This window comes from Micromonospora sp. NPDC000089 (genome assembly GCF_042899365.1).
GTDB lineage: Bacteria > Actinomycetota > Actinomycetes > Mycobacteriales > Micromonosporaceae > Micromonospora.
Genome location: NZ_JBIAZT010000012.1, coordinates 82,362 through 107,792, shown reverse-complemented (window position 1 = coordinate 107,792; position 25,431 = coordinate 82,362). Strand labels below are relative to the sequence as shown.

The 25,431-nt window shown below is 76.6% G+C and carries 2 protein-coding genes; both read right to left on the bottom strand.

Annotated features, from left to right (window positions below; all coding sequences use genetic code 11):
- Nucleotides 1-29: 29 nt before the first annotated feature.
- Nucleotides 30-14,147 carry a type I polyketide synthase gene (locus ACFY3U_RS21325; protein ID WP_387204291.1) on the bottom strand — a complete coding sequence of 4,706 codons (14,118 nt, stop codon included), beginning with the start codon at nt 14,145-14,147 and terminating at the stop codon, nt 30-32.
- Nucleotides 14,144-25,387 (bottom strand): type I polyketide synthase, encoded by an 11,244-nt coding sequence (locus tag ACFY3U_RS21320; protein WP_387204479.1) that lies wholly within the window; start codon nt 25,385-25,387, stop codon nt 14,144-14,146. The genes ACFY3U_RS21325 and ACFY3U_RS21320 overlap by 4 nt, the downstream gene beginning before the upstream one ends.
- Nucleotides 25,388-25,431 lie beyond the last annotated feature (44 nt).

The following is a 25,431-nucleotide window of genomic DNA, read 5'->3' as shown; positions in this document are numbered from 1 at the left end:
TGTGTTGCCCCGAGCCGGCAGTGGTCACGTCAGGACACCCCCAGCTCGCGGTCGATGAAGTCGAAGACCTCGTCCGGGGTGGCGTCCTGGAGCTGTCCGGCGACACCGTCGCCGTCCGCCGGGGCGTCCACCTCGTTGAGCGAGGCCAGCAGCGTCCGGAGCCGTTCGGTGATCCGCAGCCGCGCGCCCCGGTCGGGGGCGGCGCCGGACAGCGCCGCCTCCAGCCGCTCCAGTTCGCCGAAGACCGGCGCGGCGGCGGCCACTCCCCCGTCCACGACGGCGGCGCGGACGTAGTCGGCGAGCAACGCGGCGGTCGGGTAGTCGAACACCACCGTGGCGGGCAGCCGGACGCCGGTGGCGGCGGTGAGCCGATTGCGCAGCTCCACCGCGGTCAGCGAGTCGAAGCCGAGGTCCCGGAACGCCCGGTCGGGTTCGACGGCGGCGTCCGAGGCGTGTCCGAGCACCGCCGCCGCCTGGCCCCGCACGAGGTCGAGCAGCGTCTTGCGGCGTTCCGCCTCGCTCTGCCCGGCGAGCAGGGCGGCGAGCGACTCGGCGGTGGGGCCCGCGTCGTCGGCGCGCTCGGCGGTGGCGCGGAGCGCCTCCGGGATGCCGGTGAGCAGCGGGCTGGGCCGGACCGCGGTGAAGCCGGGCACGTACCGGGCCCAGTCGATGCCGGCGACCACGGTGACCGGTTCGCGGCGGGCGAGGCAGCCGGCGAGCGCGGCGAGCGCGAGGTCGCTGTCGAGCCGGGCGACGCCGCTGCGCCGCCGGCGTTCGGCCACGGCGGGGTCGGCGTCGGCCATGCCGCCGGTGGCCCAGGGTCCCCAGGCGACGGAGGTGGCCGGCAGGCCCCGCCGGTGCCGCTGCTCGGCCAACGCGTCCAGGTAGGCGTTCGCGGCGGCGTAGCTGCCCTGCCCGGCGGCGCCGAGCTGGCCGGGCAGCGCGGAGAAGAGCACGAAGGAGCGCAGGTCCTTCTCGGCGGTCAGCTCGTGCAGGTGCAGCGCGCCGAGCACCTTGGGTCGCAGCACGTCGGCGATCCGGTCGGCGGTGAGACCGTTGAGGACCCCGTCGTCGAGGATGCCGGCGGTGTGCACGACGCCGGTCAGCGGCGCGTCGGCGGGCACCTCGTCGAGGAGCTTGGCGAGCGCGGCCCGGTCGGCGACGTCGCAGGCGGCGACCGTGACGCGGGCGCCCCGGTCGGTGAGGTCCCGGACCAGGTCGGCGGCGCCGGGCGCGTCGGCGCCGCGTCGGCTGACCAGCATCAGGTGCGTCGCGCCCCGGTCGGCGAGCCAGCGGGCCACCTGCCCGCCGAGCGCGCCGGTGCCGCCGGTGACCAGCGTGGTGCCGGCGTGGTCGGGTGCGGGGTCGACGCCGCCGCCGGGCGCCCGGACGAGCCGGCGCACCAGCAGCGTGACGCCGTCGACGGCGAGCTGGTCCTCCCCGTCGGGGCCGGTGAGCGCGGCGCAGAGCAGGTCCCAGCCGTGGTCGTCGAGCGTGGCCGGCACGTCGACCAGGCCGCCCCAGCGTTCCGGGTGTTCCAGCGCGACGACCCGGCCGAGACCCCAGAGCAGGGCCTGTTCGGGCCGGCCGGCGCCGCCGTCGCGGGTGGTGCCGGCGGCGCCCCGGGTGACGCACCACAGCGGCGCGGCCACGTCGAGGTCCCCGAGCGCCTGGATCAGCGCCAGTGAGCGGGCCAGGAACGGCGGCACCGGCTCGGTGGCGTCGACCGGGCCGTCGGCGAGCGCGAGCAGGGAGAGCACCCGGTCGGCCGGGTCGGGGCCGGCGGCGGTGAGCCGGGCGGCGACGGCGGCGCGGTCGGTGTCGTCGGCGGGCAGCAGCACGAGCCGGGCGTCCGCGCCGCGCCGGGTCAGTTCGGCCACCGCCGTCTCCGCCTCGGTGGTGCCGGCCTCGTCGGCGACGACCCACCAGACGCCGGTGAGGTAGCCGACCGGAATTCCGCCGTACGGCTGCCAGACGGCGCGGTAGCGCAGGTCGTCGAGCGTGGACCGGTCGCGTTGCCGGCGGCGCCAGTCGGCGAGCAGCGGCAGGGCCGCGCCGAGGCGGTCGAGGGATTCGGCGGCGTCGGCGGCGGTGAGGTCGGCGAGCGCGGCGAGGTCCTCGTTGTCGACGGCGGCCCAGAAGGCGGCGTCGACGCCGGTCGGGCTCTGCCCGGCGGCGGGCGCGTCGAGGCTGGCGCGTGGCCAGTAGCGCGCCCGGTCAAACGCGTAGGTGGGCAGCGCGACGGTGTCCGTGCCGGCGAGCACGCTGGTCAGGTCGACGGGCAGGCCGACGCTGTGCGCGGTGGCCAGGTTGGTCAACAGCCGCGTCGGGTCGTCCTCACCCCGACGCAGCGTCGACAACGTGTGCCCGGCCGTGCCGAGGTCGTCCAGGATCGCGGTCACCGGCATCGCCAGCACCGGATGCGGCGAGATCTCCACGAACGTCGTGTGTCCCGCCCCGATCGCCGTACGCACGGCGGTGTCGAACTGGACCGTGCGGCGCAGGTTGTCGTACCAGTAGTCGGCGGTCATCGTCGCCGGGTCCACCCAGTCCCCGGTCAACGTGGACACCAGCCGGATGTGACCGGCCTGCGGCGTCACCCCCGCCAGCTCCGTGCGGAGCTGCTGCGCGACCTCCTCCACGGCGGCGGAGTGCGAGGCGTAGTCCACCGGGATCAGCCGGGCCCGCACACCGTCGGCCTGACACGACTCGACCAGGTCCGCGACCGCCTGCGGCGGACCCGACACCACCACCGTCGCCGGGCCGTTGACCGCCGCCACCCCGACACCGTCGAAGCCACCCAACCGGGCCGTCACCTCGTCGGCCGACAGGTCGACCGACGCCATCGTGCCGGTGCCGCGCAACGCGGACAGCGCCCGCGACCGCAACGCGACCGTCTTGGCCGCGTCGTCGAGCGACAGGATGCCCGCCACACACGCCGCGCCGATCTCGCCCTGCGAGTGACCGACCACCGCCTGCGGCATGACCCCCACGTGCCGCCACACCGCGGCCAGAGCGATACCCACCGCCCACAGCACCGGCTGCACCACCTCGACCCGGTCCAGCCACGACTCGTCGTCACCGGTCAGCACCGACACCAGGTCGACATCGAGATACGGAGAGAGGGCCACCTGACACTCGGCCAACGCCGCGTCGAACGGCGCGCACCGACCGACCAGACCGGAAGCCATCCGCGCCGACTGCGCACCCTGGCCCGGGAACACGAACACCGGACCGGCACCGTGAACGGCGACCGCGCCGGCCACCAGGTTGCCGGCGGGAGCGCCGGACGCGAGCGCGTCCAGACCGGACAGCAGTTCCTCGGCCGAGGAGCCGAGCACCACGGCCCGCTGGTCGAACGCCGACCGGGTGGTGGCCAACGACCAGGCCACCACGGCGGGGTCGGCCGATTCGGCGCGCAGGTGCCGGGCCAGCCGCTGGGCCTGCCGGGCAAGCCCGTCGCGGGTCCGCGCCGACACCGGCCAGGCGGTGACGGCGGCGTCCAGCAGGCCGGGCCGGACGGCGGCCGCCCCGGTGGACGCCTCGTCGGGCAGTTCGAGGATGACGTGGGCGTTGGTGCCGGAGATGCCGAACGAGGACACCGCCGCCCGACGGCCGGACCCGCTGCCCGGCCAGGGCCGGTTCTCGGTGACCAGCTCCACCGCGCCGGCAGACCAGTCGATGTGCGGCGAGGGCGCGTCCACGTGCAACGTCATCGGGACCACCCCGGCCCGCATGGCCAGGATCATCTTGATCACGCCGGCGACGCCGGCGGCGGCCTGGGTGTGGCCGATGTTCGACTTCACCGAGCCGAGCAGCAGCGGTTCGACGTCGGCGCGGCCCTGCCCGTACGTGGCGATGAGCGCCTGCGCCTCGATCGGGTCACCCAGCGTGGTGCCGGTGCCGTGCGCCTCCACCACGTCCACGTCGGCCGGGGACAGCCGCGCGGCGGCCAGCGCCGCCCGGATCACCCGCTGCTGCGACGGGCCGTTCGGGGCGGTGAGCCCGTTGGACGCGCCGTCCTGGTTGACCGCGCTGCCGCGCAGCACGGCGAGCACCGGATGCCCGTTGCGGCGGGCGTCGGAGAGCCGTTCGACCAGGAGCATCCCCACGCCCTCCCCCCATCCGGTTCCGTCGGCGGCGGCGGCGAACGCCTTGCACCGCCCGTCGGCAGCGAGGCCACGCTGGCGGGAGAACTCGACGAACAGTCCCGGGGTCGACATGACGGTCACGCCACCGGCGAGCGCCAGGTCGCACTCGCCGCGTTGCAGCGCGGCCGCCGCCAGGTGCAGCGCGACCAGCGACGACGAACACGCCGTGTCCACCGAGACCGCAGGTCCTTCCAACCCCAACACGTACGCCACCCGCCCCGAGACCACGCTCGCCGCGTTCCCGGTGCTCGCGAACCCTTCGACCTCGTCCGCGGACACCATCAACAGGGCCCCATAGTCCTGTCCGTTCGTGCCGACGAACACCCCTGTTCGTGAACCCCGCAAACCACCCGGGTCAACCCCTGCCCGCTCGATGGCCTCCCACGACGTCTCCAGCAGCAGGCGCTGCTGCGGGTCCATGGCCACGGCCTCACGCGGTGAGATGCCGAAGAACCCGGCGTCGAAGTCGGCCACGTCGTAGAGGAACGCGCCGGTGCGGACGTAGGAGGTGCCGGCGGAGTAGGGGTCGGGGTCGTAGAGCCGGTCGACGTCCCAGCCGCGGTCGCCGGGCAGGTCCGAGACCGCGTCCCGGCCGGCGTGCAGCAACTGCCAGAACCGCTCCGGGTCGGTGACGCCGCCCGGGAACCGGCAGGACATGGCGACGACCGCGATCGGCTCGTCGTCGGCCAGCGGCGCGGGGCCGGCGACCGCCTCGGCCTCGGCGCCGCCGCCCAGCTCCTCGTCGAGGTGGCGGGCCAGCACGGTGGCGGTCGGGTAGTCGAAGACCAGCGTGACCGGCAGGCGCAGCCCGGTGGCGGTGCCGAGCCGGTTGCGCAGCTCGACCGCGGTGACCGAGTCGAAGCCGAGGTCCCGGAACGCGTGGTGCGGGTCGACGGCCTGGCCGCCGTCGTACTTCAGGACCGTGGCCGCCTGGTCGCGGACCAGGTCGAGCAGCGCCTGCCGGCGCTGCGCGGACGCCATCCGGGCGAACGCGCCGACCGGCTCGACCTCGGTGGTCTCCTCCGGTTCCCGTTCGGCGGCGAGCCGCCGCACCTCGGGGATCTCGGCGATCAGCGGGGCCGGGCGAGTGGCGGTGAGCGCGACCCGGAACCGGTCCCAGGCGATGTTGGAGATGGTCAGGAACGTCTCGTCGTGGGCGAGCGCCTGGTGCAGCGCGGCGATCGCGAGCCGGGGCGACATCTCGGGCGCGCCGTGCCGGTGCAGCATCCGGCCGAACTCGCCGTCGGCCATGCCGCCGCCGCCCCAGGCACCCCAGGCGATGGAGGTGGCCGGCAGGCCGAGGTCGCGGCGGTGTTCGGCGAGCGCGTTGAGGTAGGCGTTGCCGGGGGCGTAGTTGCCGACGCCGGAGCTGCCGACCGTGCCGGCCATCGCGGAGAACAGCACGAACGCGTCGAGGTCGAGGTCGCGGGTCAGCTCGTGCAGGTTGACCGCGGCGGTGACCTTGGCGGCGAGCGCGTGGTCGAGCTGGTCGAGGGTGAGCGCGCCGATCACCGCGTCGTCGAGCACGGCGGCGGTGTGCACGACGGTGCGGAGGGGATGCTCGGCGGGCACGTCGGCCAGCACGGCGGCGAGCGCGTCCCGGTCGGCGGCGTCGCAGGCCGCCACCGTGACCCGGGTGCCCAACGCGGTCAGCTCGGCCTCCAGCTCGGCGACGCCGTCGCCGGACCGGCCGCGCCGGCTCAGCAGCACCAGGTGGTCGACGCCGTTGGCGGCGAGCCAGCGGGCCACGTGCCCGCCGAGCGCGCCGGTGCCGCCGGTGACCAGCGCGGTGCCGGTGGGTCGCCAGTCGCGCGGGGCGGGGGTGTCGCCGAGCGGGGCGCGCCGCAGCCGCCGCCCGTACGCGCCGGTGGGGCGCAGCGCGACCTGGTCCTCCCCGTCGACGCCGGCGAGGACGCGGGCGAGCCGGACTGCGCTGCGGTCGTCCGGGCTGTCGGGCAGGTCGATCAGGCCGCCCCAGCGGTCCGGGTGTTCCAGCGCGGCGATCCGGCCGAAGCCCCAGGCGAGCTGCTGCGTCGGGTGGGTCAGCGGGTCGCCGGGGCCGGTGGCGACCGCGCCCCGGGTGAGCGTCCACAGCGGCGCGCGGACGCCGGCGTCGCCGAGCGCCTGGGTGAGCGTGACGGTGCCGGCGAACCCGGCCGGCACGTGCGGGTGGCCGGGCAGCGGCGTCTCGTCGAGCGGCAGGAGCGACACCACACCGGCGGGCGGCGTGTCCCGGTGCGTGTCGCGCAGCCGGCCGGTGAGCGCGTCCCGGTCGGGCGCACCGGTCAGCGCGATCTCGACGACGGTGGCGCCGTGCCGACGCAACGCGTCCGCCACGAAGCCGGTCGCGGCGTCGGCGGGAGCATCCGCGTCGGCCCCGGCGGCGGTGACCAGCCACCAGGACCCGGTGAGGGTCGGCGCGGCCGAGCCGTCGGGGGCGACCGGAAGCCACCCGTCGCGGTAGCGCCACGAGTCGATGGTGGCCTGGTCGCGGTGGCGGCGACGCCAGGCGGCGAGCGCGGGCAGCAGCGCGGCGAGGGCGTCCTCGGACACCTCGGCGACGTCGGCCAGCTCGGCGCCGACCGCGGCCGGGTCCTCGGCCTCGACGGCCGCCCAGAACCGGGCGTCCACCTCGTCCACCTCGACCGTGCCGGCCGTGGTCTCGGCGGTCGCGGCGGCGGCCGGGCGCGGCCAGTAGAGCTGCCGCTGGAACGGGTACGTGGGCAGGTCGAGCCGGCGGGTGGACCGGCCGGCGAACGCGGGCCGCCAGTCGACGGCCGCGCCACCGGCGTACACCTCGGCGACCGCGCGGTGGAAGCGGGCCAGGCCGCCCTCGTCGCGGCGCAGCGTGCCGGTCACGGTGACCGCGGCCGGGTCGGCGGCGGCCGACTCGACGCTCTCCTGCATCGCCATGGTCAGCACCGGGTGCGCGCTGACCTCGACGAACGTCTGGTGGCCGGTGGCGGCGAGGTCGCGGATCGCCGCCTCGAAGCCGACCGTCTGCCGCAGGTTGCGGTACCAGTAGTCGGCGTCCAGGTCGGCGGTGTCGAGCCAGTCGCCGGTCACCGTGGACCGGAACCGGATCCCGCCGGTACGCGGGCGCAGGCCGGCGAGCAGCTCGCGCAGCCGCTCGCGCAGCGGTTCGACGTGCGCGGAGTGGGACGCGTAGTCCACCGGCACCCGGCGCACCCGCACGTCCCGCCCCTGGTAGTGGGCGACCAGCTCGTCCAGCGCGGCGGAGTCGCCGGAGACGACCACCGCGGTCGGGCCGTTGATCGCGGCGAGCGACACCCGGCCGTCCCAGCGGCTGATCGTCGCGGTGACCTCGTCGGCAGTGGTGGCGACCGAGACCATGCCGCCGTCGCCGGCGATGCCGGCGATGATCCGGCTGCGCAGGGCCACCACGGCGGCGGCGTCGTCCAGGCTGAGCCCACCGGCGACGTACGCGGCGGCGATCTCGCCCTGGGAGTGGCCGACCACGGCCGACGGGTGCACGCCGTAGGAGCGCCACAGCGCGGCGAGGGACACGCCGACCGCGAACAGCGCCGGCTGCACCACGTCCACCCGCTCCAGCGACGGCGCGCCGGGCACGCCGCGCACCACGTCGGTCAACGACCAGTCGACGTGCGGGCGCAGCGCCGCCGCGCAGGCGGCGAACGTCTCGGCGAACACCGGGGCGGTGTCGAGCAGTTCGGCGGCCATGCCGGTCCACTGCGAACCCTGGCCGGGGAAGACGAAGACCACGTCGCCCGGCGTACCGGGGGCGCGGGTGACGGTGTCCGGCGCGGGACGGCCCTCGGCGAGCGCGCCCAGCGCGGCGGTCAGGTCGTCGCAGCCGGCGGCGAGCACCACCGCGCGGTGCTCGTGGGCGCTGCGGGTGGTGGCCAGCGACCAGGCCAGGTCGGGCAGCGCGGCGTCCGGCACGGCGTCGAGGTGCGCCCGCAGGTCGCGGGCGCGGGCGGCGAGCGCGGCGGCGGTCCGCCCGGACAGCGTCCAGGGCAGCTCTCCGGCCGGCCCGGCGTCGTCGTCCGGCGCGGTCTCCTCCGGCGGCGCCTGCTCCAGGATGGTGTGCACGTTGGTGCCGCTGATCCCGAACGAGGAGACGCCGGCGCGGCGGGGCCGGTCGCCGGCCGGCCAGGGGCGAGCCTCGGTGAGCAGCGCGACCGTGCCGGCGGACCAGTCGACGTGCGGGGTGGGCTCGTCCACGTGCAGGGTGGGCGGCAGCACGCCGTGGCGCAACGCCAGCACCATCTTGATCACGCCGGCCACACCGGCGGCGGCCTGGGTGTGGCCCAGGTTCGACTTGACCGAGCCGAGCCAGAGCGGCCGGTCGGCGTCGCGGGCCTGCCCGTAGGTGGCGATCAGCGCCTGCGCCTCGATCGGGTCGCCGAGCGTGGTGCCGGTGCCGTGCGCCTCGACGGCGTCGACCTGGTCGGGGGCGAGCCCGGCGTTCGCGAGGGCCTGCCGGATGACCCGCTGCTGGGCCGGCCCGTTGGGGGCGGTGAGCCCGTTGGACGCGCCGTCGGAGTTGACCGCGCTGCCGCGTACCACGGCGAGGACCGGGTTGCCGTCGCGGCGGGCGTCGGAGAGCCGCTGGAGCACCAGCAGGCCGACGCCCTCACCCCAGCCGGTGCCGTCGGCGGCGCCGGCGAACGGCTTGCAGCGCCCGTCGGCGGCCAGGCCGCGCTGCCGGGAGAAGCCGACGAAGATGCCGGGCGTGGCCATCACCGTGGCGCCGCCGGCGAGCGCGAGGTCGCACTCCCCCGCCTGCAACGCCTGCGCGGCGAGGTGCAGCGCCACAAGCGACGCCGAGCAGGCGGTGTCGACCGTGACGGCCGGGCCGTGCAACCCGAAGGTGTACGCGAGCCGGCCGGAGATGACGCTGGCGGAGACGCCGGTGGCGAGGTAGTTCTCGTCGCCGTCCCCGGAGGCCAGCAGCAGCGAGCCGTAGTCCTGCCCGTTGGTGCCGACGTAGACGCCGGTGCGGCTGCCGCGCAGCGCGGCCGGGTCGAGCCGGGCCCGTTCGAACGCCTCCCAGCTCGCCTCCAGCAGCAACCGCTGCTGCGGGTCCATGGCCAGCGCCTCACGGGGGCTGATGCCGAAGAACGCCGGGTCGAACTCGCCGGCGGAGTCGACGAAGCCGCCCTCCCGCACGTAGCTGGTGCCGAGGTGCTCGGGGTCGGGGTGGTACAGCTCGGCGACGTTCCAGCCGCGTTCCTCGGGCATCGGCGAGAGCGCGTCGGTGCCGCCGGCGACCAGGTCCCAGAGCTGCTCGGGGCTGGCCACGCCGCCGGGGAAGCGGCAGCTCATCGCCACGATGGCGACGGGTTCGCGGTGCCTGCCGACGTCGGCGGCGACGACCGCGCCGCCGGTGTGGTCGTCGGCCTGGCCGTGCAGGTGGGCGGCGAGTTCGGCGACCGTGGGGTGGTCGAAGACCAGCGTGGCGGGCAGCGTCATGCCGGTCTCGGCGGCGAGCCGGTTGCGCAGCTCGACCGCGGTGAGCGAGTCGAAGCCCAGGTCGCGGAACGTGCGGTCGGGCAGCGGCCGGCCGGCCGGGTGGCCGAGCACCAGCGCGGCCTGGGTGCGGACCAGTTCGGTGAGCTGCGGCAGGGACCGGCCGACCACCACCGCCGGGGCGACCACGGCGGGTCCGGTGGGCACGCCGGGCAGGCCGGCGAGCAGCGGCGCGGGCCGGCCGCGTACGGCGGCGAGGCGTCCCCAGTCGACGTCGGCGACGGTGACGGCCGGCGCGGCGGCGCCGACGATCCGGCCCAGCGCGGCGGCGGCCGGCTCGGCCGGGAGCGGGTTGACGCCGCCCCGGGTCAGCCGCGCGGTCAGCTCGGCGCTGGCGGCGGCCATGCCGTCGGCGGACCAGGCGCCCCAGGCGATCGCGGTGGCCGGCAGCCCGAGGTCGCGGCGCCAGGCGGCGAACGCGTCCAGGAAGGCGTTGGCCGCCGCGTAGTTGCCCTGCCCGGCGCTGCCGATCACGCCGGCCAGCGAGGAGAACAACACGAACGCGTCGAGCCGGCGGTCGGCGGTGGCGTCGTGCAGCACCCGGGCGGCGCGGACCTTGCCGTCCAGCACGGCCGCCAGGCGGGTCAGGTCGAGGCCGTCGAGGATGCCGTCGTCGACGACGCCGGCGGTGTGCACCGCGGCGGTCAGCGCGGGCAGGTCGGCGACCAGCGCGGTGACGGCTGCGGGGTCGGTGACGTCGCAGCGCACCACCCGGGCGCCGGGCAGCTCGGCGGCCAGGTCGGCGGCGCCGGGCGCGTCGGGGCCGCGCCGGGAGGCGAGCACCACCTCGGTCGCGCCGGCGGCGAGCAGCCAGCGGGTGACCTGCCGGCCGAGCGCGCCGGTGCCGCCGGTGACCAGCACCGTGCCGGCGGGCCGCCAGCCGGGGCCGGCGGGGACTGCGGCGGGGACGAGCCGGCGGCCGAACGTGCCGTGCGGCCGGACGGCGACCTCGTCGTGGCCGCCGTCGGCGAGCACGGCGCGCAGCGCGTCGGCGTCGATCCGCTCCGGCGTGGCGTCGGCGGGCAGGTCGACGAGGCCGCCCCAGCGGTCGGGTTGTTCCAGCGCGACGGTCCGGCCGAGCCCCCAGGCGGCGGCCGCGTACGGGTCGGTGAGCGGTTCGCCGCCGCCCACCGAGACCGCGCCCCGGGTGACGCACCAGAGCCGGCCGGCCCGGCCGGTGTCGGCGAGCGCCTGCACCAGCGTGAGCAGCAGCGCGGTCCCGGCCGGCACGGCGGGCGCGTCGGGTCGCGGCGCGTCCGGGCCGGGCAGCACGCAGAGCACGCCCCGCCAGCCCGCCTCGTCGTGGCCGCGCAGCAGGTCGGCCAGGTCACCACGGTCAATGTCGGCGGGCACGGTGAGCACGTCGACGTCGGCGCCGGCCACCGCGAGCGGCGCCGCCCAGGGCGCCGGATCGTCGACGGCGACGACCAGCCAGCGGCCGGTCAGCGTCGGGGCGGGCGCGGGACGGACCGCCTCCCACTCGACCCGGTACGACCAGCCGTCGAGCACCGCGTCGCGCTGCCGGGCGCGTCGCCACGACGACAGCACCGGCACGGCCGGGCCGAGCGCGGCCACCGCGTCCGGGTCGTCCTGCACGGCCAGCTCGGACGCCACGGCCGGCAGGTCGCCGCGTTCCACGGCGGCCCAGAAGTCCCCGTCCGCGCCGTCGGCGCGCACCTCCGGGCGGGCCACGCCGTCGCCGGCCCAGTAGCGCTCGCGCTGGAACGCGTACGTGGGCAGGTCGATCCGGCGCGCGCCGGTGCCGGCGAACCAGTCGGTCCAGGTGACCGGGTGGCCGTGCACGTGCAGCTCGGCCAGCGCGACCAGCAGCGCCTCGACCTCGGGACGGTCACCGCGTTGCGCGGCGACGGCACGGACCGGCTCGCCGGGCAGGATGTCGGCGGTCAGCGGGGTGAGCACGGCGCGGGGGCCGAGCTCCAGGAACGTGTCGACGCCGGCGGCGCGCAGCGCGTGCACGCCGTCGGCGTGGCGGACCGCCTCCCGGACGTGCCGCACCCAGTAGTCGGCGGTGCGGATCTCGTCCGGGTCGGCCAGCTCGCCGGTCACGTTGGACACCACCGGCAGCGTCGGCGCGGCGAACGTCAGCCGCTCCAGCACCGCCCGGAAGCGCGCCAGCACCGGCTCCATCAGCGGGCTGTGGAACGCGTGGCTGACGGTCAGCCGGCGGGTGCGGACGCCCCGGTCCCGCCAGAGCCGTTCCAGCCGGTCGATCGCGTTCGCCGCGCCGGACAGCACCACGGCGGCCGGGCCGTTGACGGCGGCGACGTCGACCGGCTCGTCCGGGTCGGTCAGCGTGGCGCGGACGTCGGCCTCGGGCGCGGCCACGGCGAGCATCGCGCCGCCGGCCGGCAGCGCCTGCATGAGCCGGCCCCGCGCGGCGACCAGCGCGGCGGCGTGCTCCAGCGACAGCACGCCGGCCACGTGCGCGGCGGTGACCTCGCCGATGGAGTGGCCGCCGACCATGTCGGGCGTCAGGCCGAACGACTCGACGAGGCGGAACAGCGCCACCTCGACCGCGAACAGGCCGGCCTGGGTGAACTGGGTCTGGTCCAGCAGGTCACCGTCGTCGAACAGCACCTCCTTCAGCGGCCGGGGCAGCGCCCGGTCCAGGTAGGAGCACACCTCGTCGAGCGCGGCGGCGAACACCGGGAACTGCGCGTACAGCTCGCGGCCCATGCCGGCGCGCTGCGCGCCCTGCCCGGAGAAGAGCACCGCGAGCTGGCCGTGGGGGGTGCCGGTCCCGGTGTGCACGGTGCCGGCCGGCTCGCCGGCGGCGAGCGCGCGCAGCGCGGCGACCAGGTCGTCCGGGCCGGCGACGGCGACCACCGCCCGGTGGTCGAGCACGGACCGGGACACCACCGAGGAGTACGCGACGTCGAGCGGGCGCACCTCCGGCGCGGCGGCGAGCCGGGCGGCCCAGCGGCCGGCCTGGGCGGCGAGCGCGTCGGCGGACCGGGCGGAGAGCAGCACCGGCACCACCGGCCGGGCGGTCGGGGTCGGTGCCGGCTCGTCCTCGGCCGGTTCCGGCTCGGGCGCCTGCTCGATGACGGTGTGCGCGTTGGTGCCGGACACGCCGAACGAGGACACCGCGGCGCGGCGCGGCCGGTCGGTGGCCGGCCACGGCGTGGCCTCGGTGGCGAGCGTGACCGCGCCGGCGGTCCAGTCGATGTGCGGCGAGGGCGCGTCGACGTGCAGCGTGGGTGGGACGACGCCGTGCCGGACGGCCAGCACCATCTTGATCACGCCGGCCACACCGGCGGCGGCCTGGGTGTGGCCCAGGTTCGACTTCACGGAGCCGAGCAGCAGCGGCGTCTCCCGCTCCTGCCCGTACGTGGCGAGCAGCGCCTGCGCCTCGATCGGGTCACCGAGCGTGGTGCCGGTGCCGTGCGCCTCCACCACGTCGACCTGCTCGGGGGTGAGCCGGGCGTTGGCCAGCGCCTGCCGGATGACGCGCACCTGGGACGGGCCGTGCGGGGCGCTCAGCCCGTTGGACGCGCCGTCCTGGTTGACCGCGCTGCCCCGGATCACCGCGAGCACCGGGTAGCCGTGCTTCTGCGCGTCGGAGAGCCGGGCCAGCAGCAGCATGCCGACGCCCTCGGACCAGCCGGTGCCGTCGGCGGCGGCGGCGAACGGCTTGCACCGGCCGTCGGCGGCCAGGCCACGCTGGCGGCTGAAGCCGACGAACACCGCCGGGGTGGGCATCACGGTGACGCCGCCGGCCAGCGCCAGTTCGCAGTCGCCGTTGCGCAGCGCCTGCACGGCCAGGTGGATCGCCACCGACGACGAGGAGCAGGCGGTGTCGATGGTGACCGCCGGCCCTTCCAGGCCGAGCGTGTACGCGATCCGGCCGGAGACGATGCTCGTCGAGTTGCCGGTGAGCGAGTGGCCCTCGGCGTCCTGCCCGGCCTGGGCGAGGATCGCGTCGTAGCCGTGCGCGGCGGCGCCGACGAACACGCCGGTGCGGCTGCCCCGCACCGCCGGCAGCGGCAGCCCGGCGCGTTCGAACGCCTCCCAGCTCGCCTCCAGCAGCAGCCGCTGCTGCGGGTCCATGGCGACCGCCTCGCGGGGGCTGATGCCGAACAGGTCGGCGTCGAAGTCCCCGGCGTCGTAGACGAAGCCGCCCTCCCGCACGTAGCTGGTGCCCGGGTGGTCCGGGTCGCTGTGGAACAGCCGGTCGAGGTCCCAGCCCCGGTCGGCGGGGAACGGGCCGATCCCGTCGCGGCCGTCGCGGACCAGCTCCCAGAGCTGCTCGGGCGAGCCGACGCCGCCCGGATAGCGGCAGGCCATCGCCACCACCGCGACCGGCTCGGTGTCGCGGGCCTCCAACGCCCGCAGCCGCCGCCGGGTGCGCCGCAGCTCCGAGGTCGTACGCTTCAGGTACTCGACGTACTTCTCGTCCTCGCTGTTCACCGTGGTCCTACCCTCACTCGGCGTACCGATGTCGTCGCGGCCGGCGGTCAAGACGTCTCCAGCTCGCGGTCGATCAGGTCGAAGATGTTCTCGGTGGTGGCCGACTCCAGGTCGCCGTCGTCGGCGGTCGTCTCCCGTGCGGTCAGCCGGTCCAGCAGGCTGTGCAGCCGCTCGGTGATGCCGCGGAACGCCTCGTCGTCCGGGTCCAGCCCGGCCAGTGCCGCCTCCAGCCGGTCGAGGTCCCGGCCGACACCGCCGGAGGCGTCGGCCGCGCCGTCGGGCACGGCGATCCGCGAGGCGAGGTGGGCGGCGAGCGCGGCCGGCGTCGGGTTGTCGAAGACCAGCGTGGCCGGCAGCCGCAGCCCGGTGGCCGCGCCGAGCCGGTTGCGCAGCTCGACCGCGGTGAGCGAGTCGAAGCCGAGTTCCCGGAACGCGCGGTCCGGCTCCACCCCGGCCGGGTCGCCGACGCCGAGCACCACGGCGACGTGCGCCAGCACCAGGTCGCGCAGCGCCCGTTCGCGTTTCTCGCCGGACAGGCCGCGCAGCGTCTCCGCGTACGCCGGGCCGCCGGCCGCCTCGGTGACCGTGCCGCGGCGCGTGCCGGCGCGGACCAGCGCGGTGAGCAGCGGGTGGACCGGGCCGCCGGTGCCCTGCGTGCTGATCTTCGCGGGCATCAGCGTGGGTCGTTCGGAACGCCAGGTGGCGTCGAACAGCGCCAGCGCCTCGTGGTCGGTGAGCGCCACCAGGCCGCTGCGTTCCAGCCGCCGCCGGTCGACCGCGCCCAGGTGGCCGGTGATCCCGCTGGCGGTGGCCCACAGGCCCCAGACCAGGGAGACCGCCGGCAGGCCGGACGCGCGCCGGTGCTCGGCGAGGGCGTCGAGGAACGCGTTGCCGGCCGCGTAGTTGCCCTGGCCCGGACCGCCCATCAGGCCGGCGGCGGCGGAGTAGAGCACGAACGCGGTCAGCTCGTGGTCGCGGGTGGCGCGGTGCAGGTTCCAGGCCGCGTCGACCTTGGGGCGCAGCACCGCGGCGAGCCGCTCCGGGGTGAGCTTCTCGACGGTGGCGTCGTCGACGACGCCGGCGGTGTGCACCACGGCGCGCAGCGGGTGCCGCTTGTCCACCAGGGACAGCACGTCGGCGACCGCCTCCGGGTCGGCCAGGTCGGCGGCGACGAGCTGCACCTCCGCGCCGCCGGCCTTGAGGTCGGCGAGCAGCTCGTCGGCGCCCTCGGCGTCCGGGCCGCGCCGGCTGACCAGCAGCAGGTGCCGGACCCCGTGTGCGGCGACCAGGTGCCGGCAGAGCAGCGCGCCGAGCGTGCCGGTGGCGCCGGAGACCAGGACGGTGCCGTCGAGCCGGGGCGCCGGGGGGATGGTCAGCGTGAGCTTGCCGACGTGCCGGGCCTGGCTGAGGAAGCGGAACGCCTCGGGCGCGCGCCGGACGTCCCAGGTGCGGCGCGGCAGCGGGCGCAGCGTGCCGGCGGCGAACAGCGCCATCAGCTCCGCCAGCATCCGCCCGACGACGGCCGGGCCGGCCGCCATCAGGTCGAAGCCCTGGTAGCTGACGCCGGGGTGGTCGGCGGCGACCCGGGCCGGATCACGCGGGTCGGTCTTGCCCATCTCGACGAACCGGCCGCCGCTGTCGAGCATCCGCAGCGACGCGTCCACGTACGCGCCGGCGAGCGAGTTGAGCACCACGTCGACGCCCCGCCCGGCGCGGCGGGCCCGGAACTCGTCGACGAAGTCGAGGGAGCGGGAGGAGGCGATGTGCGCGTCGTCGAGGCCGGTGGCGCGCAGCACCGGCCACTTGCCGGGGCTGGCCGTGCCGTAGACCTCGGCGCCGAGGTGCCGGGCGATCTGCACGGCGGCCATGCCGACGCCGCCGGTGGCGGCGTGCACCAGCACCGACTCGCCGGCGGTGAGCCGGCCCAGCTCGACCAGCCCGTACCAGGCGGTCAGGAAGACCACCGGCACGCCGGCCGCCTCCGCGTACGACCAGCCGTCCGGGAGGCGGGTGACCATGCGGTGGTCGGTGACCGCGACGGTGGCGAACGAGCCGGCGAAGATGCCCATCACCCGGTCGCCGGGTTTCAGGTCGGTGACGCCGGGGCCGACCTCGCGGACCACGCCGGCGCCCTCGCTGCCGAGCACCTCCTGGCCGGGGACCATGCCGAGCGCCAGCACCACGTCCCGGAAGTTGAGGCCGGAGGCGCGCATCTCGACCGCGACGTGCCCGGCCGGCACCGCGCCGGCCTCGACCGGCACCGGCAGCAACGCCAGGTTCTCCAGCGTGCCCTTCTCGGTGACGTCGAGCCGCCACGGCTGCCGGTCGCCGGGCGGCGTCAGCACGCCGGTGTCCCGGGCCCGGACCAGTCGGGGTGTCAGGGCAGCGCCGTCGCGGAGCGCGAGCTGCGGTTCGCCGGACGCGAGCGCGGCGGGCACCGCGTCGAGCGTGGCGGCGGCGTCGTCCAGGTCGAGCAGCGTGAACCGGCCCGGGTGTTCGGACTGGGCGGAGCGCACCAGCCCCCACACCGCGGCGCGGGCCGGGTCGCGGGGTGCCTCGCCGGGCGCGGCGGCGACCGCGCCCCGGGTGGCGAGCACCAGGCGGGCGGCCTCCAGGCGGGGTTCGGTCAGCCACCGGTGCACCAGCGCGAGCGTGTCGCGGGCGGCGGAGTGGGCGTCCGCGTCCGCCCGCTCCGGGTCCGGCCCGGGGCCGCCGCGCAGGTCGACCACGATCTCCGGTACGTCGTCGTCGCCGTCCACGGCGGCGAGCAGCGCGTCCAGGTCGGGGTGGACGGCCACCCGGTGACCGGCCTCGGTGAGCGCGGCGGCCAGCTCGGCGCGGTCGTCGGTGAGCAGCGCCCAGCGGGCCGGGGCGGTGACGGCGTCGGTGGCCGGCAGCGGTGTCCAGTCCAGGTGGAACACGGCGGTGCGGCGCAGCGCGGCGGCGGCGTCGTCCTGGCCGGCGGCGACCGGCCGGAACGTCAGCGACTCGACGGTGGCGACCGGTCGGCCGGCCGGGTCGGCGAGCGTGACGGCGACCGTGTCCGGGCCGAGCGAGCGGATCGTCACCCGCAGCCGGGTGGCGCCGTGGGCGTGCAGCGTGACCGCGCGGAGCGTGAACGGCAGCCAGCCGCTGCCGGCCTCGGCGGGCGTGCCGAGCAGCGCGGTGGGGCCGGTGGCGTGCAGGGCCGCGTCGAACAGGGCCGGGTGCAGGCCGAACCGGGACGCGTCGGCGGCCTGCGCCTCGGGCAGCGCCACCTCGGCGTACACCTCGTCGCCGTGCCGCCAGACGCGGTGCAGGCAGCGGAACGCGGGGCCGTAGGTGAGGCCGGCCTCTGCGGTGCGGGCGTACCAGGCGTCCAGGTCCGCGTCGACCTCGACGGCGCCGGCCGGCGGCCACTCCCCCGGCCCGGGTTCGGGTTCGGGAGGCTGCGGCAGCAGCAGGCCCTCGGCGTGCCGGGTCCAGTCGGCGTCGCCGTCGTCGGCGGGCCGGGAGTGCAGCGTGACGGCCCGTTCGCCGGTGTCGCCGGGCGCGCCGACGCGTACCTGCACCTGGACCGCGCCGGTGGCGGGCAGCACGAGCGGGCTGATCAGCGTGAGGTCGCCGACCTGACCGGCGTCGACCTCGTCGCCGGCCCGGATCACCATGTCGGCGAGCGCGGTGCCGGGGACGACCACTGTCCGGCCGACGACGTGGTCGGCGAGCCACGGGTGGGTCCGCGTGGACAGCCGCCCGGTGAGCACCACGGTCCGGTCGTCGGCGACCGGCAGCGCGGCGCTGAGCAGCGGGTGCCCGGCGTCCTGGAGGCCGGCGGAGGCGACGTCCCGCGTCGGTTGGACGGTGGTGGTGAGCCAGTACCGCTTCCGGTCGAACGCGTACGTGGGCAGGTCGACAATGGTCGCGGGGGCGAGGACGCGGGTCAGGTCGACGGGCAGGCCGAGGGTGTGGGCGGTGGCCAAACTGGTCAATAGCCGAGTCGGGTCGTCGTCGCCACGGCGCAGCGTGGACAGGGTGTGCCCCGCCGTGTCGGTGTCGTCGAGGATCGCGGTCACCGGCATGCTCAACACCGGATGCGCCGACACCTCCACGAACGTGCGATGCCCAGCCCCGAGCGCGGTCCGCACCGCCTGCTCGAACCGCACCGGCTGCCGCAGATTCGTGTACCAGTAGTCGCCGTCCATGCCCTCCGGGTCGGCCCAGTCCCCGGTCACCGTCGACACCATCCGGACCTGACCCGGCTGCGGGACCAGCCCGGCCAGGTCGGTGAGCATCCGCTCACGGATCTGCTCCACGGCCGGGTTGTGCGAGGCGTAGTTGAACGGCACCGGCTTCGCCCGCACCCCCTCGACCTCCCACCGCTGACGCAGCTCGGCGAGCGTCTCGGGCGGACCGGACACCACCACGTGACCGGGACCGTTGAGCACCGCCACCACCGTGCCCGCGATCCCCTCGATCCGCGCCTGCACCTGATCGGCCGGCAAATCCACCGCCAACATCCCGCCGGAACCCGCCAGGGTGGCCAGCGACCGCGCCCGCAGGATCACGGCCTTCGCCGCATCATCGAGCGACAGCACCCCGGCCACACACGCGGCGGCCATCTCCCCCTGCGAATGCCCGATCACCAACGACGGCTCCACACCGGCCGCCCGCCACACCTCCGCCAGACACACACCGACCGCGAACAACACCGGCTGCAACACCTCTACCCGGTCCAGCCAGGCCTCGTCGTCACCGGTCAACACCGACACGAGGTCCACGTCCAGGAACGGCGCGAACGCCCGCTGACACTCGGCAAGACGCGCGTCGAACGGCGCACACCGACCCACCAGACCGGCCGCCATCCGCACCGACTGACCACCCTGACCCGGAAACACGAACACCGGACCCGGGCCGTGCTCGACGACCGAACCCGACACCACGTTTCCCGCCGGGGCCCCCGAGGCGAGCGCGTCCAGCGCCGTCAGCAGCTCGTCGCCGGTGGTGCCGACCACTGCGGCGCGGTGCTCGAACGTCGAGCGGGTGGTGGCGAGGGACCAGGCCACCGCCGCCGGGTCGAGCTGCCCGCCGGCGCGCAGGTGGGCGGCGAGCCGGGCGGCCTGCGCGGCGACGCCGGCCCGGGTACGGGCCGACACCGGCCACAGCCGGATGTCGGCGTCCACCAGGCCCGGGACGGCGGGCACCGGACGCGCGTCGGGCTCGTCGGCCTGTTCGATGACGACGTGGGCGTTGGTGCCGGAGATACCGAACGACGACACCGCCGCCCGACGCGGCCGGTCCACCACCGGCCACTCCCGCGCCTCGGTCACCAGCTCCACCGCGCCGGCCGACCAGTCGATGTGCGGCGACGGCTCATCGACGTGCAGCGTCGGCGGCACCATGCCGTGCCGCATGGCGAGGATCATCTTGATGATCCCGGCGACGCCGGCGGCGGCCTGGGTGTGGCCGATGTTCGACTTGATCGACCCGAGCAGCAGCGGGGTAGCGCGATCCTGCCCGTACGTGGCGAGCAGCGCCTGCGCCTCGATCGGGTCACCCAGCGTGGTGCCGGTGCCGTGCGCCTCCACCACGTCCACGTCCGACGTGGACAGACCCGCGTCCGCCAACGCGGCGCGGATGACCCGCTGCTGCGACGGGCCGTTCGGCGCGGTCAGCCCGTTCGACGCGCCGTCCTGGTTGATCGCGCTGCCGCGCACCACGGCGAGCACCGGGTGACCGTTGCGGCGGGCCTCGGAGAGCCGTTCCAGCAGCAGCACGCCGACGCCCTCGCCCCAGCCGGTGCCGTCGGCGCCGGCGGCGAACGCCTTGACCCGGCCGTCGGCGGCCAGTCCACGCTGGCGGGAGAACTCGACGAACAGCCCGGGTGTCGCCATCACTGTCACGCCGCCGGTGAGCGCGAGGTCGCACTCGCCGCGTCGCAGCGCCTGCACCGCCAGGTGGAACGCGACGAGCGACGACGAGCAGCCGGTGTCCACGGACACGGCCGGTCCTTCCAGGCCCAGCGCGTACGACACCCGGCCGGACACCACGCTTGCCGCGTTGTCGGTGCCGCCGAAGCTCTCGTCCGGGGCGACCAGCACCAACGCGCGGTAGTCCTGCCCGTTGGTGCCGGCGAACACGCCGGTCCGGGAGCCGCGCAGCGATTCCGGCACCACGCCGGCCCGCTCGATCGCCTCCCAGCTCGCCTCCAGCAGCAGCCGCTGCTGCGGGTCCATGGCGGCGGCCTCGCGCGGCGAGATACCGAAGAACACCGGGTCGAAGTGGCCGGCGTCGGCCACGAACGCGCCCTGGTCGGTGTAGGTGGTGCCGGCCGACGCCGCCGCCGGGTCGACGAGAGTGTCCGGGTCCCAGCCCCGGTCGGTGGGGAAGTCGCCGACCGTGTCCACGCCGTCGGCGACGATCCGCCACAACGCGTCCGGGTCGCTGACGCCGCCGGGGAAGCGGCAGGCCATCGCCACCACGGCCACCGGCTCCTCGCCGGACGCGACGGTGGTGACCGGGGTCCCGGCGGGCGCCGGGTCGGCACCGAGCAGCGTGTCCCGCAGCAGCCGGGCCAGCGCCACCGGCGTGGGGTGGTCGAAGACCAGCGTGGTGGGCAGCGGCTGGCCGGTGGCGGTGACCAGCCGGTTGCGCAGCTCCACCGCGGTCAGCGAGTCGAAGCCGAGGTCCCGGAACGCGGTGGTGGCCGGGATCGCGGCGGCGTCGGCGTGGCCGAGCACGTCGGCGGCGAGTTCCCGGACCAGGTCGGCCAGCGCCTCCTCGCGGCGGGCCGGATCCAGGCCGGCGAGCCGGGCCCGCAGCGTCGCCGCCGGTCCGTCGTCGGCGTCGCCGTCGGCCGGCGCGCCGCCGTCGAGCGCGGCCTTCGCCTCCGGTACGCCCTCCAGCAGCGGCCGACGCCGGGCGGACGCGTACGCGGGCGCGAACCGGGACCAGTCCACGTCGGCGACGGTGAGCGTCACGTCGTCGTGGTCGAGGGCCTGCCGCAGCGCGCTCATCGCGACGTCGGCGTCCATCGGCGGCACGCCCCGGCGGCGCAGCGCCCGGTCGGAGTCGGCCACGTGCATGCCGCCCTCGCCCCACGAACCCCAGGCGATGGCGGTGCCGGCCAGCCCGTCGGCACGTCGCCGCTGCACCAGCGTGTCCAGGTAGGCGTTGCCGGCCGCGTACCCGGCCTGCCCGGCGCTGCCCCAGGTGGCGGCGATGGACGAGTAGACGACGAACGCGTCCAGCTCGTCGTCGGCGAGCAGGTCGTGCAGGTGGGCCGCGCCGGCCACCTTGCCGGCGGTCACCTCGGCCAGTTCGGCGGCGGTGACGGCGTCCAGCGGGGTGGTCTGCGGCAGGCCGGCGGTGTGCAGGACGGCGCGGATCGGCGGTCCCTCGGCGCGGAGCCGGTCGAGCAGCGCGGCGACGGCGGCCCGGTCGGCGAGGTCGCAGGCGGCGACCGTGACGCGGGCGCCCCGTTCGCGCAGCTCGGCGGCCAGCTCGGTCGCGCCGGGCGCGTCCGGGCCGCGCCGGCTGACCAGCACCACGTGTGCGGCGCCGGCGTCGGCGAGCCAGCGGGCGGCGCGCGCGCCGAGCCCGCCGGTGCCGCCGGTGACCAGCACGGTTCCGGTGGGCGTGAAGTGGCGTACCGGGGGGCGGTCGCCGATCGGCGCGCGGACCAGGCGGCGGCGCAGGACGCCGGGGCCGCGTACGGCGAGCTGGTCCTCGCCGGCCGGGGCGGCGAGCAGCGCGGCGAGCCGGCCGGCGGCCCGCGCGTCGGGTCGGCTGGGCAGGTCGACCAGGCCGCCCCAGCGGTGCGGCGCCTCCACGCCGACCACCCGGCCCAGCCCCCAGACCGCGCCCTGCGCCGGGTCGGTCCCCCGGTCGTACGCGGCGGCGGCGACCGCGTTGCGGGTGACCAGCCACAGCGGCGCGGCCAGGCCGGTGTCGCCGAGCGCCTGGGTGAGCGCGAGCGTGGCGGCCAGGCCGGGCAGGAGCGGGTCCGTGTCGGTGGCGGGCGCCCAGGACAGCAGCGAGACCACCCCGCCGACGTCGACGCGGCCGTCGCGGCCGGCGTCGGTGGCGTCGGTGAGCGAGGTCCGGTCGGCGTCGGTGGCGTCGGTGAGCGCGGCCCGGTCGGCGTCGGTGGCGACGGTGAGCGCGGCGGCGAGCGCGGGCCGGTCGGCGTCGGGTGCCACGGTCAGCGGGCGCACGTCGGCACCGGCGGCGGTGAGCGCGTCGCGGACGGCGGCCACCGCCGGGTCGTCGTCGAGGCCGGTCGGCACCGCCAGCAGCCAGGTGCCGCCGAGCGCGGCGGTGGCCGGTTCGGGCGCGGCCTGCCACTCGATCCGGTAGCGCCAGCCGTCGAGCTGGTCGTGCTGCTGCTGGCGGCGCCGCCACCCGGCGAGCACCGGCAGCAGCGTGCGCAGCGACTCGGCCGCCTCGGCGTCGTCGACGGCCAGGGTGTCGCGCAGCGCGTCCAGGTCGGCGCGGTCGACGGCGTCCCAGAACCGGTGGTCGAGCAGGGCGGCGCCGGCGGCCGGGACGGCCGGTTCGTCGGCCGGCACCCAGTAGTGCTGCCGCTGGAACGGGTAGGTGGGCAGGTCGACCAGGCGACCGGGCCGGCCGGCGAACGCGGGCTGCCAGTCCACCGTCGTGCCGGCGACGTGCAGCGCCGCGACGGACCGGTGGAACCGGTCCAGGCCGCCCTCGTCCCGGCGCAGCGTGCCGGTGACGGTGGCGGCGTCCGGGCCGCCGGCGGCCTCGGCGCTGTCCTGCACCGACATGGTGAGCACCGGGTGCGCGCTGACCTCGACGAACGTGCGGTAGCCGGCGTCGACGAGGCTGCGGACCGCGTCGTCGAAGTGGACCGTCTGGCGCAGGTTGCGGTACCAGTAGTCGGCGTCGAGGCCGGCGGTGTCCAGCCAGTCGCCGGTGACGGTGGAGCGGAACCGGACGGTGCCGCTGCGCGGGGTCACGTCGGCGAGCCGGGCCAGGAGTTGGTCGCGGAGCGGCTCGACGTGCGCGGAGTGCGAGGCGTAGTCCACCGGCACCCGGCGTACCCGGACGTCCCGGGCCTCGTAGTGGGCGACCAGTTCGTCCAGCGCGGCGACGTCGCCGGAGACCACCACCGCGGTCGGGCCGTTGACCGCCGCGAGGGAGAGCCGCCCGGCCCAGCGGGTGATCGTCTCGGTCGCCTCCTCGGCGGTGGTCGCCACGGACACCATGCCGCCGTCGCCGGCCAGCTCCGCGATGACCCGGCTGCGCAGCGCCACCACGGCGGCGGCGTCGTCCAGGGTCAACCCGCCGGCGACGTACGCGGCGGCGATCTCGCCCTGCGAGTGGCCGATCACCGCGGACGGCTGCACGCCGTAGGACTGCCACAGCGCGGCCAGGGACACACCGACCGCGAACAGCGCCGGCTGCACCACGTCCACCCGGTCCAGTGATGGCGCGTCCGGTGCGCCGCGCAGCACGTCGAGCAGCGACCAGTCCACGTACGGGCGCAGCGCCTCGGCGCAGGCGGTGAGCTTCTCCGCGAACACCGGCGCGGTATCGAGCAGCTCGACGGCCATGCCGATCCACTGCGAGCCCTGGCCGGGGAAGACGAACGCCACCTCGCCTGGCTGGCCGGCGACGCCGGTGACGAGCGGCGGGGCCGACCGGTCGTCGGCGAGCGCGTCCAGCGCGGCGGTCAGCTCGTCCCGGTCGGCGGCGAGCACCACGGCGCGGTGCTCCAGCGGCGAGCGGGACACCACCGACGTCCAGGCCACGTCGGCCGCCGCGAGGTCCGGATCCGCGGCGAGCCGCCGGGACCAGCGTTCGGCCTGCTGGCGCAGCGCGGTACGGGTGCGGCCGGTGAGCAGCACCGGCCCGGTCCGGTCGGCCGGCGTGGCCGGGGCCGCCGGTTCCTCGGCGGGTTGTTCCAGCACGATGTGGGTGTTGGTGCCGCTCATGCCGAACGAGGAGACGGCGGCACGGCGGGGCCGGTCCACGGCCGGCCACGGCGTCGGCTCGGTGACCAGCCGGACCGCGCCGGCGGTCCAGTCGACGTGCGGGGTGGGTTCGTCGACGTGCAGCGTGGCCGGGACGATCCCGTGCCGCATGGCGTGGATCATCTTGATGATCCCGGCGATGCCGGCGGCGGCCTGCGCGTGCCCGAGGTTCGACTTGATCGAGCCGAGCAGCAGCGGCCGGTCGGCGGGCCGGTCCTGCCCATACGTGGCCAGCAGCGCCTGCGCCTCGATCGGGTCGCCGAGCGTGGTGCCGGTGCCGTGCGCCTCCACCACGTCGACCAGGTCGGGGGTGAGCTTCGCGCCGGCCAGCGCGGCCCGGATGACGCGCTGCTGGGACGGGCCGTTGGGGGCGGTGAGGCCGTTGCTCGCGCCGTCCTGGTTGACCGCCGAGCTGCGGATGACGGCCAGCACCGGGTGGCCGTTGCGGCGGGCGTCGCTGAGCCGTTCCAGCAGCAGCACGCCGACGCCCTCGGCCCAGCCGGTGCCGTCGGCGGCGGCGGCGAACGACTTGCACCGCCCGTCGGCGGCCAGCCCGCGCTGCCGGGAGAACTCCACGAACGGGCCCGGGGTGGCCATCACGGTGGCGCCGCCGGCCACCGCCAGCCCGCACTCGCGTTCCCGCAGCGCCTGGGCGGCGAGGTGGACCGCGACCGACGAGGACGAGCAGGCGGTGTCCACGGTGATCGCCGGGCCCTCCAGCCCGAACGTGTAGGCGAGCCGGCCGGAGACCACGCTGGCGGCGGTGCCGGTGAGCACGTACCCCTCGGCGTTCGGCGCGCGGTGCAGCACGGCGGCGTAGTCCTGGCCGGACGTGCCGACGAAGACGCCGGTGCGGCTGCCGCGCAGCGACAGCGGGGCCAGGCCGGCGCGTTCGAACAGCTCCCAGGTGACCTCCAGCAGCAGCCGCTGCTGCGGGTCCATGGCGACCGCCTCGCGGGGCGAGACGCCGAACAGCGCGGCGTCGAACTGCCCGGCGTCGGCCAGGAACCCGCCGGCCGCGGTGTAGGAGGTGCCGGCGTTCTCCGGGTCGGGGTGGTGCAGCAGGTCGAGGTTCCAGCCCCGGTCGGCGGGGAAGTCGCCGATGGCGTCGCCGCCGTCCGCGACGAACCGCCACAGCTCCTCGGGCGAGCTGATCCCGCCGGGGTAGCGGCAGCTCATCGCCACCACCGCCACCGGCTCGGACTCCTCGGCGGTGACCTCGCGCAGCCGTTGGCGGGTCTGGTGCAGCTCGGTGACGACCCGGGTCAGATACTCCCGGAGCCGTGCCTCGTCCCCGGCCGGTCCGGTGGTGCCCACTGCCGTGTCCGCCATGGTCGATTCCGCTCCCTGGTGTGCCACGC